The sequence below is a fragment of the Deltaproteobacteria bacterium genome (assembly GCA_020848745.1).
GTDB lineage: Bacteria > Desulfobacterota > Binatia > UTPRO1 > UTPRO1 > UTPRO1.
Genome location: JADLHM010000128.1, coordinates 1 through 11,223 on the forward strand (window position 1 = coordinate 1; position 11,223 = coordinate 11,223).

The window sequence follows — 11,223 nt, forward strand, 5'->3', positions numbered from 1 at the left end:
TCGCATTGGGAATGGCCTTTCGTTGTGGTGGATGTTGGATGCTCGCAACACCCGCTCTACCACAATGAAGGGCCTTCTCAGTGCCCCGCACCGCTCGGACTCGTCAGATTTTCTGTCACATCAGGGTCAATGTAACGTGAGGAGGGAAGTAGTTGGCGTAGAACGCTATGCCGGCGAGGATGAGCCAGTGAGGGCGCAGTCCTGGCCACGGTAGGGCCCAATAGACGGCGAACACCGTCGCCAAGAAAAAGGCGTAGAGCCAGGTATTGAAGAGCATCGAGGGGGTCAGGGTCTCCGAACGTGTAACAGTAGCTGACTGAGTCCCAGGTAGGCAAAACCTCGCTTCGCGGCGATCCGAAGAACTCGGGCAGATCGGCGCCAACCGACTTCGCGTAGGTGAGAGCTGGGATGCGTCATGGGAAGCCTGCTGCGTGAACGAACGTGCATGATCGGGTGAAGTATGTCGCGGCGTTCATTGCGCTGGTGGCGCTGTTCGTCGCCTTTCGCGGGGCCCTTCTGTTGTCGTCGTACGACGAGACCAACAATTGGGAGGAGCCGGTCTTTCTCTTCAGTGGTCTCGAGCTCGCACGCGATGGAATCGGTCGCGTGCTCGACCACCAGGACGATCTGAATCACGGCGGCTCCGTCGTGCTGCTGCTGCTCGCGGTGCCGTGGATTCGCCTCGTCGGGACGAGCCTCGTCGCGCTCAAGGGGCTGGCGCTCGCGTGGTCCACGCTGACGTTGATCGCCTTCGTCGCCGTGGGGTGGCGTCATTGGTCGCCGCGGGTCGCGCTGTGGTTCGGTCTGTGTTTTGCCTTGGCGAGTCCGACGTTCGCCCGCTTGAACGTCACCCTCGTAGGGTCGCACCCCGAATCTTTGCTGCCGGTGGCGCTCGCTCTCGATGCCTACCTGACGTGGGGCCGGGCACGTCGAGAAGGACGTCGCGAATCGGCGTGGTGCGCCCTTCGGCTGGGTTTGGGAAGCGGGATGGCCCTGTGGATGTCGTACGTGTCGGCGCTCTTCATCGTCCCGATCCTCGTCCTTCGTACGGTCGTGTGCGCCGATCGCATGCGACTGCCGCTCGTGGCGATGGGGGGGATCATCGGAGTCACGCCATGGGCCGCGCAGAATCTATGGCTGCGGCCGCACGGTGCGTGGATGTGGCGTACGCACGTGACCAGCGCCCCCTCGCGTGACTGGCTCCGTGACGGCGGACGGATCCTCACCGAGCTCGCGACGTCGTTCGGATGGGCATCGCCTGGCGGAGAGTGTGTACTGGCGGCGTGTGGGGCCGCGTTGCTGACGCTTACGGGGGCGCTCGTCCGGAGTCGGGATCGGCGCGTGCGCGATCGGTACTGGGACCTCCTACCGTTCGCGATCGCACCCTACCTGGGTTTTCTCATGCTGCTGGCGGCGCGCATATCGCCGTCGCCGGACGAAGGGTACTACTATGCTCGCTTCTACGTGGCGCTACAGGTCGCGCTGTTCTGGGTGTCGGCGCTCGTAGCCGATCGCTGGGCGACCTCGATGAGCGACCGCCTCGTTGCCGCGATCGTCGTACTCCTGGCGGCCGGGGCATTGGCGGGGCAGGGGCGGCTGCTCGGTCGGGGGACGAGCTACGCGGCGGATCTCGAAGCGGACCGTGCGGAGGGATGCATGGTCTTCGGAGTCGCGGAAGCGGATCGCGCACGCGACTGGTCGAGCGCGACCGCCCGCCTCGGCGCTCTCGTCGACGCGCGGTGCCGCGATCGAGCGTTCGCCGGATTGGGATGGGGGGTGGCGGCGCGCTTCCTCGCCGGCCATGATCTCGACGCCGCGCATGAAGCGCTCCGGTCGATCCGCGATGCCAGGTTTCGTTGGGCGGCCTGTGGAGGATTTCATTTTCTCGTCCACCATGCGGCTTCACCCGTGAGCCCGAGTGTCATCGAGCAGGTGAGAACGATGCTGCGGACGACGTGTGAGCAGCCGCGCGTATGAGCATGCCGCGTGCGATCGCCGTTGGGCTCATCGTCCTGCTCGGTGTCGTCGGGCTCGGTGCGGCGACCACCGGTTACCGATCGAGCGCCCCGGCGCGGCCGAACCTCGTCCTCATCAACGTCGATACCCTGCGCGCCGATCACCTCGGCTGTTACGGCTACGGTCGCGACACGTCCCCGTTCATCGACGGTCTCGCTCGTGCGGGCGTGCGCGTCGTGGACGCACGCACCAACTCCTCGTTCACGCGTGAGGCGGTGGCCGCGCTGTTCACCGGGAAGCTGCCGTCGACGAGCGGCGCCATGGGGTGGGGGGCGAAGCCCGCGGCGAGCGACGAAACGCTCGCGGAGATCCTCGAGCGCGCCGGCTACGCAACCGGGTTCTTCAGCGCCACGACCATGCTGACCGATCCGGGCTTCGCGCAGGGGTTCGGCGTCGCGCGTCACCTCACGGAGGCGTGGGGCGTGAGCGGCCTCGGGCCTCAGCTCTCCGAGGAAGCCCTCGCCTTCGTTGCGCGCGCCTCCGATCGCCCGTTCTTCCTCTACCTCCACTACCTCGATCCGCACGGACCCTATCAGCCGAGCACGGCGCACTATCGCCGGTTCACGTCGACGCCGATCGCCAATCCCCTGAACATCTATGCCGACGTGCGGCCGAGGCTGAACGAGCTCCGCGCTGAAGGGTTCGGACCGGGCGATCCGCGCTTCGAGGATCAAGTCGCGCGTTACGACGCCGAGATCGCCGACACGGACGACGCGATCCGCCAGCTGTTCACCGGCCTCGAGCGGCTCGGGGTGTTGGATGGGACGCGTGTGGTGCTGACCGCTGACCACGGCGAGGAGTTCCTCGATCACGGCTTCGTCGAGCACGCGTGGACGCTCTACGACGACGTGCTGCGGGTTCCTCTCGTCCTGTGGCCGGCGTCCGCATGGCCGACGCCGCCGAAGGGGCGGCTCGCCGCGACGGTCGATCTCCTGCCGACGATCCTCGAGGCGCTCGGTGTCCGCGATCGGCCGGCGGGTCTCGACGGTACGCCGCTCGGCGCCGCGGCGGCGCGTCCCTTCGTCGCGGAGCTGCTGATCGCGGAGCGTAACGTGTTGCGCACGGTGATCGACGGTCGATGGAAATACGTGGCGGCGCAGAAATGGCTGCCGCCCGAAGCGCGGCCTGACGCGGCTCGTGTCGAGAACGAGCTCCGCGACTCCGGAGCGCCGCGGGTCGACCCGTGTGGCGTCGTCGTGCACGAGGAGCTCTACGCGCTCGACGCCGACCCGCGCGAGCAGCGCGACCGGGCGGGGGACGACGTCGCCGTGATGGCGAGGCTGCGGGCCGCGCTGGTGCCGACGCTCGCGGCGTGTCGCGGGTCGCGCACGTCGGGCGCGGCCGGCGGGCCGAGCGAGGAGGACCGCCGGCGCCTTCGGGCGCTCGGATACGTCGAGTAGCGGATGTAGCGGCCGTCGTGGCGTTTTCGGGGGTTGCCGGCTCCGCAGGGCGCATGGCACTCTCGCAAGCGTGGCCGCGGGTGCTCGTCATCGTCCTGAATTGGAACGGCGCCGATGACACGCTCGCCTGCCTCGCGAGTCTCCAGGGCGTGGACTATCCGGCTTTTGGCGTCCTGGTGATCGACAACGGATCGCGCCGGTCGGTGTGTCCGGCGGTGCGAGCGGCGTATCCGGCGGTCGACTGCATCGAGCTGCCGATCAACCAGGGCTATGCGGGCGGAAACAACGTGGGGCTGCGGCGGGCACTCGAGATGCACTATGACTTCGCATACGTTCTGAACAACGACGTCGTGGTCGATTCCGGGGCGTTGCGTGCCGCCGTCGCGGCGGCGCGGTCGGACGGGGTTGCGGCGGTTGGCGGCAAGGTTCTGGCGTTCGACGACCCGGGTCGACTCTGGATGACCTATGGCGGCGTCGACTATCGCCAGAGCCTGGTGAGCCTGGCGGGCTGGGGCGAGCGGGACACCGGTCAGTACGACGAGCCGCGCGACGTCGAATGGGTGCCGGGATGCGCCCTGCTGCTGTCGTGCGGCGCTCTCCGCGACGTCGGCACCTTCGACGAGGACTTCTTCGCGTATCACGAGGACGTCGACTGGTGCGCGAGCGCGCGCGAGCGCGGATGGCGGATCCGATACACGCCCGACGCGATCGTCCGCCACCGCGGCAACCGGACGCTCGGCGGCCCGGCCTACGTCAGCCCGCGCAAGTACCTGAGTGCGCGCAGCACGGTGCTCTTCGCGCGCAAGCACGCCACGACGCTTCAGAAGATCAAGCTGTGGACTTGTATCGTGCTCACCCTGCCGTTCGTGTTCCTGCGCCGTCTGCCGACGGGTGAGGCGGGCGGCGTGTGGCTCAAGGTGCGGGGATGGCTCGACGGCGTGCGCCGTCGCCAGCCGCCGTTCCGCGCGCTCGGGCTGCGTTGAACTCGGAGTACCGACCCACATGGCCAAGAAAGTCGTCGTCATCCCGACGTACAACGAGCGTGCGAACATCGGCGCGATCGTGCCGCAGATCCTCGCGGTCGATCCCGAGATCGAGGTGCTCGTCGCGGACGACAGCTCGCCGGACGGCACCGCCGACGCGGTCGAGCACCTGGCGGGCGAGAGCCCGCGCGTGCATCTCCTCCTGCGCACGGTGCGGCAGGGCATCGGGCCGGCCTACATCGCCGGCTTCAGGCGCGCCCTCGAGATGGGCGCCGACCTCGTCGTGCAGATGGACGCCGACTTCTCCCACCCGATCTCCTCGCTCCCGGCGCTGTTCGCCGAGATCGACGGTGCGGACGTGGTGCTCGGCTCGCGCTACATCAATGGCATCACGGTCGTGAACTGGCCGATCGAACGGCTGCTGTTGAGCTACTTCGGGAACGCGTACGCCCGCGCGATCACCAAGATGCCCGTCCGGGACATCACCGGAGGGTTCAAGTGCTGGAAGCGGCGCGCGCTCGAGATGGTCGACCTCGATCGCGTCCGGTCGAACGGCTACGCGTTCCAGATCGAGATGTCGTACCGCCTCTGGCGCAAGGGCGGCCGCATCAAGGAGTTGCCGATCATCTTCGCCGATCGGACGGTCGGCGAGTCCAAGATGAACAAGCGCATCAGCATCGAGGCCTTCTGGATCGTGTGGTGGTTGAAGATGCAGGACCTGCGCGGGAAGCTCTGACGGTGGCGGCGACGCGGCCGCACTTGTTCGTTCTCAATGAGCGCGACCTCGCGAACCCCCTGGCCGGGGGCGCCGAGGTGCATCAGAACGAGGTCTTCGGGAGGCTCGCGGCGCGCGGCTTCCCGGTGACGGTGGTGTGCGCCGGTTATCCAGGGGCGCCGCCGGTTGGCGAGGAGCGCGGCATGCGCGTCCTGCACGCCGGCAACCGGTACACGTTCTACCTTCGCGGCCCGCTCGTCGCGCATCGTCTCGTGCGTGACGTCGGGGACCGCGCGTTGCTGGTCGAGAACCTGAACAAGCTGCCGTTCTACGGGCCGCTCTGGTCCAACGTGCCGGTGCTCGGCCTCGTGCACCACCTCTTCGGCGCCACCGCGTTCCGGCAGGAGCGGTTCCCGATCGCGGCCGCGACGTACTTGAGCGAGCGTCCGATTCCCTGGGTCTACCGGCGCGTGCCGATGATCGCGGTCTCGCCGAGCACGCGCGACGATCTGATCGCGCGCGGCGTCCCGGCGGCGAACGTCACGTTCATTCCGAATGGACTGGACCACGAACGGTACCGGCCGGCGGGGCAGGCGCCCGGGCCGACGGTGCTGTCGCTCGGGCGGGTCGAGACCTACAAGCGCATCGACGTCGTCATCGACGCGATGCCGCGCGTGCTGGCGCGCGTGCCGGCGGCGAAGCTCGTGATCGTCGGGCGCGGCGAGGCGGTCGCGGATCTCGAGCGGCGGGTCGCGCGTCTGCGCCTCGCATCGGCCGTCGAGTTCCGCGGCTTCGTGGATGAGGCCGAAAAGGTCGCGCTCTACCAGTCGGCGCGCGTCTTCGTGAACCCTTCGGAGAAGGAGGGCTGGGGCCTCACGGTGCTCGAGGCGGCGGCGTGCGGCGCCCCCGCGGTGGCGAGCGATTCGCCGGGGCTTCGTGACTCGGTTCGCCACGACGAGAGCGGCCTGCTGGTGCCGCACGGCGACGTCGGGGCATGTGCCGCCGCGATGCTGCGTCTCTTGAGCGAGGACGCGACCTGGGAGAGCCTCCGGGCCGGAGCGCTCGCCTGGGCGGCGCGTTTCACATGGGACAGCGTCACCGATCAGATCGAGGCCGTGATCGATCGTGTGGCGGGGTTCGGCGTCCGGACGTGAGCGCGGCACGCGAGCCTCGACGCACGATGCCCGACTTCGCCTCCCGGACGCGCCGTGCGGCGATCGCGGTCGCCGCGTTCGTGTACGCCCTCGCGTACCTCCTGCCGTTTCGCGCCTACGGCCTGAACGTCGAGGACGAAGGGACGTTGCTCTATCAGATCGGCCGCGTGGTGCGCGGCGAGCTTCCGTACCTCGACTTCAGCACCGGCTATACGCCCGGCTTCTTCGCGCTGAACGCGGCCGCCTGGCGTGCGACCGGCGACCTGGTCGCGTTTCGGACCCTCCTCGCACTCGTGCACGCGGCGAGCGTCGCGGGTCTCGCGGCGCTGCTCGCGGGGATGGCGCGGCCGTGGATCGCGCTGGTCGTTCCGGCGCTCTATCTCGCCTTCATTCCCGTCTACCCGGGCGAGTTCTGCGCGTTCAACATCGCATACCCGGCATGGTTCGCGACGGCGGGGTGGCTCGCGACGGCGGGCGCGGTCGTCGCGTTCGTGTGCGGGGGACGCCGCGCCTGGCTCGCGGCGGCGGGGGTCGCCGCCGCGGCGACCCTCGCGATGAAGCCCAACGCGGGGGTGTTCGCATTTGCGGCGGCGGCGGCCAGCGTCCTTGCCACCGAGCGCACCGCCGATGGCATGGGCGGCCGCCTGGTCGCCGCGCTCTGGGCGCTCGTGTTCGTCGCCATCTTCTTCGGCGTGGTCGTCGTGTTCGGGATCGTGCCGCGCCCGCTCGACGCGGTGATCTACCTCGTTCCGCTCGCGCTGGTGATGGCCGGTACGGCGACGCGCGGGCGCGTCCGACGGATCGGTGCTCTCGGTGACCTCGTGGTCCTCGGCGTCCCGTTCCTGGCGCTCTCGGGGCCCTGGCTCGCGTACTTCTGGCGGCGCTTGGGAACGGCGGGATTCCTGCGCGAGGTTCTGTTGATCGGGTCGGGTGCGGCCGACATCTACTACGTTCCCTTTCCCCGGCCGGAGCCGTGGGGGCTGTTGGTGACGGTTCTCGCCGTGGCCTATGCCGTCGCCGCGCTGTTCGCGAAGCGCTGGGTCATGCCGCGGACGATGTTCGCGGCGATCGTCGGGGCCGTCGCGGCGGCGGCCGCGGCGGTTGCGCACTTCGGCGTCATGCCGGAAGGGCTCCTCTGGTCGATGATCTGGCAGCTCCAGAGCGCGGCCTTCACGCTCACGATCGTGGCGCACCTCGCGGGCGTGTGCTGGCTCTGGCGGGGCCGGCGGCGCGGTGGACGGCCGGTGGGCGACGGCGTCGCAGTGGTGCTGCTCGTCTTCTCGAGCTTCATGTTCCTGCAGCTCTATCCGCGCGCCGACTTCATGCACCTCCTGATCGCCGCCCCGCTCTCACTGGTGTTCGCCGGCTTTCTGCTCGAGCGCGTGCTGCGCGCGTGGGAGCACGCGCTCGCGACCCGTCATCGGCAGGCGCTGCGCGCGATTGTCGTCGGCACGGTGGCGCTGCCCGTCGCTGCCATCGGCATCGGTGTGCTGCCGGGGACGCAGATCCTGAGCGCGGGTTCGCGATTCGTCCTTCCCTTCGCGGTGGCGCCGGTCGGCGTGGAAGAGGCGCGCGCCGGAGACCTTCGCGCGCTCGCGGCCGCCAGCGAACGTGTGGCGTCGACGATCCGCGCGACGGACGCGACGGTCGGGTTCCCCAGCATAGGCGCCGTGCTGTTCCTGGCCGGCGGCCGCAACCCGACCCCGCACGACTATTTCTTCCCCGGACGGCCGGACCACCGCGAGGAGGCCGAGATCCTCGACCTGCTCGCCGCCGCGCGGCCCGCGACGGTGACGGCGCTGAATCGGCAGTTCACGTTCTTCGACGCGGCGCCGGCATACTACTTCCTGCTTCGCGGCTTCGTGCGCGCTCATTTCCGGCTCGCCGAGCGGGATGGGAGGTTCGACGTGCTCGATCGGACGGCCGCGCGGCCGCGGGCGGCACGGACCGGCGAGGGCCCGCACCCGGCGTGGTCGGTCGAGGAGGCGCGTGCGCGGGCGGGGCGCGGCGGCGAGCTCGCATCGCGATTGCGGGCGATCTCCGCGCTGGAGGCGTATCCTGCGGCGGCGACGGCGCCGACGCTGCTCGCGCTCGCGGGTGATCCCGACGCGTTCGTGCGGCGCGCCGCGGTTACCGCGCTGCTCGCGGCGGCCGCCCGCGAGCCCGCGCGCGGGCTCGAGGTCTACGCCGCCGCGGGCGGACTCGATCGGCGCGCGCGCATCCTGCTGCTGCGCACCGTCCGCGACCTCCGCGATCCGCGCGCGGCTTCGTATCTCTTCGCGGAGGCCGCGTCGGGAGACGGGCGCGTCGTGCGCGATGCGCTCGGGGCGATGAAGGTGACGCGCGCTCAGACGGCGGCGCGCGTCCGACTCTGGGCCGGACCGGAGATGCCGGCGGCATGGCCGGGAAGGGCGGCGCTCGTGGCGTCGGCGCGGGCGACGCTCGTCGACGAAGCCGCGCCCGTCGAGGCCGCCGCCTTCGCGGCCGAGGTCGCGGGGCTTCTCGACGACGAGGCGATGGTCGAGCCGCTTCGCGTGCGTCTGCGCGCGGGCATTCCGCGGCAGCCGGGCGACGCGCCGCTCGCGGACGCCGCGGTCACGGCCTCGGCGGCGACCGCGCTCGCGGTGCTCGCGCCCGACGCGCTCGCCTGCCAGCTCACGGCGCTCCTGGCGCGGCGCGAGGCGCCGATCGCGGAGCTCGTGCCCTCCGTGTTGCTGGATCTGGCCGCCGCGGGTCGAGCGACGCGCGTCGAGGTGGTGGACTGTCTGCGCGACGCCATAGCATCGGGTAGCGAGCCGGCTCTGTGGACGGCAGCCGCGCTCCGGGATCCCGCGCTCGCCTCGGTCGTGCGGACCGCGCTGGCGAGCGAGGCCGCGGACGTGCGGCGCGCGGCGGCCTGGACGCTCGGGGAGCTGCCCGCCGATCCGGAGGCCGCGAGGCTGCTCGCTGCCGCCGCCGATGGCGACGCGGACGACATCGTGCGCCGTCTTGCGCGCAAGGCCCATAGCAAGCAGACCGGGGCGGTTCCGCGCTCCCTCGAAAATGCCGACGGTACGGCCTTTTCCCGGTCCGTGGTTGCGGGCTACAACACACTTCGCGATCTCCCACCGAGGACCCGGAAGGATCGGTATGACCCGAGCGGCGGTTTCTCCCATACTTCATAGCGGCGAACGTCCCGGTTCCGGCGAGGGATTCGCGTACGACGAGGCGCGCCACGTTGCCGCGTATCTCTATGCCCGAGAGCTCGCTCGGGACCGGCAGGTGCTCGACGCGGGCTGCGGCGAAGGGTTCGGGACGGTGCTGCTCGCCGAAACCGCGCGACGCGTGACGGGCATCGACTACTCCGCGGCAGCCGTGAAAACCGCGACCGCGAAGTACAAACGTCCGAATCTCGACTTCCGACACGTCGACGTCTACAAATTGCCCGGCCTCGGCCTCCGTTTCGATCTCGTCACGAATTTTCAAGTGCTCGAGCACCTCGCCGATCCGGTGGAATTCCTCACGGCGGTTCGCGCGGCCTTGAAGCCCGGAGGCGTGCTCATGCTGGCGACGCCGAACCGGCTGACATCGGTTTCGGAGAATCCGTACCACCTGCACGAGTACGTCGCCGGCGAGCTCGAGAGCCTGTTGCGTCCGCTCTTTGGCCGGATCGATCTCTATTCCATGATGGGGAACGACAAGGTTCGCGCCTTCGATGCCGAGCGAGCGCGACAGGTGCGACGCATCCTGCGTTTCGATCCTTTCGGCCTCCGCAAGATCCTGCCGGAGCGCGTGGTGAAGTGGTTGTTCGGGCGGCTGGCGGTGCGCGTGCGGCGACGGGTCGCCGAGGTGGATCAGGCCAGCCGCTCGATCGCGCCGAGCGACTTTCACGTGCTCGAGTCCGTCCGTCCCGAGGCTCTCGATTTGATCGCGTTGTGCAGGGTCTAGCGCCGGAATATGAGGCGGCGCGGATGGCGGCGCTGCCGACGCCCTGCACCCTCTGCGGCGGCACGGGCTACGACCTCGTGCACGACATGGGCTGGCGACGGATCTTGCGTTGCGCAGGCTGCCGGCTCGTGCGCGCCGATCCGCTGCCGTCGCTCGCCGAGAAGGCCATCATCGAAACCCAGGGCTACACCGACGAGACGGCCTTTCCCGAGGTGCGGGATTTCTTCGCCAACTGCCACCGCAACTTCGTGGAGGATCCGGTCATCCGCGAGATGCGCCGCCATCTGGAGCGCCTGGAGCGGATCACCGGGGGACCAGGAAAACTGCTCGACATCGGCGCCGGTACCGGCATCTTGATGCATCTCGCGCGCGAGCGCGGCTGGCAGGTCCAGGGCATCGACATCTGCTCGCTCACGGCCGAAAAGGCGGCCCGCGAGTTCGGCGTGGAGGTCGTGGTCGCGCCGATCGAGGAGCACGGGTTCGCCGATCGCTTCGACGCGATCACCATGCTCGACGTGCTGGAGCACGTCGTCGATCCGCTCGCGACGCTGCGGCGCGCCTACGACCTCCTGCGGCCCGGCGGCGCGATCGCGATCGCGGTCCCGAATCAACGCTGCCTGCTGACGTCGCTGGTGGGCGCGTACGCGCGCGTGCGCGGCCCGGCGGCGAACGGCCTGCTCTTCCGGCTCTACGTGCCGCAGCACCTCCACTACTTCACGCCGCCGACGCTTCGCCGCATGGTGGAGACCGCGAAGTTCCGCATCCGCGAGCTCCGGCAGGGCGCGGTCTACCTCGGGCGCTACCGCATGTCGCTCGCGATGCGGATCCCGCTCGAGATGGTCCTCGCGGCGGGCGCGGCGATCGGCATGAACGCGCGCCTCGCCGTGCTCGCCGTGAAGGACTAGACCAATCCAGGAGTCCCCCCGGCTATGCCGGGGAGGCAGCCGAAGTTTGACATTTCCGGGAGTCTAACGACGGGACTCCCCTCCGTGAGCCGCTCAAAGCCACACGAAGGGGAGTCCCATGCA

Annotated in this window: 8 protein-coding genes; all 8 read left to right on the forward strand. The window is 69.7% G+C overall.

What is annotated here, in order from left to right; translation table 11 throughout:
• Positions 1 to 441: 441 nt before the first annotated feature.
• Genes IT293_18625 through IT293_18660 form a run of 8 tightly spaced genes read left to right on the forward strand, consistent with a single transcriptional unit; the run spans position 442 to position 11,100 of the window.
• Positions 442 to 1,977: a hypothetical protein gene (locus tag IT293_18625; GenBank protein ID MCC6766678.1), complete on the forward strand. Its 1,536-nt coding sequence runs from the start codon at positions 442 to 444 to the stop codon at positions 1,975 to 1,977.
• Positions 1,974 to 3,416: a sulfatase gene (locus IT293_18630; protein ID MCC6766679.1), complete on the forward strand. Its 1,443-nt coding sequence runs from the start codon at positions 1,974 to 1,976 to the stop codon at positions 3,414 to 3,416. The genes IT293_18625 and IT293_18630 overlap by 4 nt, the downstream gene beginning before the upstream one ends.
• A gap of 53 nt (positions 3,417 to 3,469) precedes the next feature.
• Positions 3,470 to 4,399 carry a glycosyltransferase family 2 protein gene (locus IT293_18635; protein MCC6766680.1) on the forward strand — a complete coding sequence of 310 codons (930 nt, stop codon included), beginning with the start codon at positions 3,470 to 3,472 and terminating at the stop codon, positions 4,397 to 4,399.
• 19 nt (positions 4,400 to 4,418) lie between these two features.
• Positions 4,419 to 5,135 carry a polyprenol monophosphomannose synthase gene (locus IT293_18640; GenBank protein ID MCC6766681.1) on the forward strand — a complete coding sequence of 239 codons (717 nt, stop codon included), beginning with the start codon at positions 4,419 to 4,421 and terminating at the stop codon, positions 5,133 to 5,135.
• A gap of 2 nt (positions 5,136 to 5,137) precedes the next feature.
• A complete protein-coding gene (locus IT293_18645; GenBank protein ID MCC6766682.1) occupies positions 5,138 to 6,268 on the forward strand; it encodes a glycosyltransferase family 4 protein in 1,131 nt (376 codons plus the stop codon).
• A gap of 26 nt (positions 6,269 to 6,294) precedes the next feature.
• A complete protein-coding gene (locus IT293_18650; GenBank protein ID MCC6766683.1) occupies positions 6,295 to 9,432 on the forward strand; it encodes a hypothetical protein in 3,138 nt (1,045 codons plus the stop codon).
• A complete protein-coding gene (locus IT293_18655) occupies positions 9,398 to 10,195 on the forward strand; it encodes a methyltransferase domain-containing protein (protein MCC6766684.1) in 798 nt (265 codons plus the stop codon). Before IT293_18650 ends, IT293_18655 begins: the two co-directional genes overlap by 35 nt.
• A gap of 23 nt (positions 10,196 to 10,218) precedes the next feature.
• Entirely contained in the window at positions 10,219 to 11,100 is an 882-nt protein-coding gene (locus IT293_18660) for a class I SAM-dependent methyltransferase (protein MCC6766685.1), read from the forward strand.
• Positions 11,101 to 11,223: the final 123 nt, after the last annotated feature.

Coding starts and splice junctions, on each gene's coding strand:
- IT293_18660 (MCC6766685.1), top strand. CDS start 10,219: ATGGCGGCGCTGCCGACGCCCTGCACCCTCTGCGGCGGCACGGGCTAC.
- IT293_18635 (MCC6766680.1), top strand. CDS start 3,470: ATGGCACTCTCGCAAGCGTGGCCGCGGGTGCTCGTCATCGTCCTGAAT.
- IT293_18640 (MCC6766681.1), top strand. CDS start 4,419: ATGGCCAAGAAAGTCGTCGTCATCCCGACGTACAACGAGCGTGCGAAC.
- IT293_18650 (MCC6766683.1), top strand. CDS start 6,295: ATGCCCGACTTCGCCTCCCGGACGCGCCGTGCGGCGATCGCGGTCGCC.
- IT293_18630 (MCC6766679.1), top strand. CDS start 1,974: ATGAGCATGCCGCGTGCGATCGCCGTTGGGCTCATCGTCCTGCTCGGT.
- IT293_18655 (MCC6766684.1), top strand. CDS start 9,398: ATGACCCGAGCGGCGGTTTCTCCCATACTTCATAGCGGCGAACGTCCC.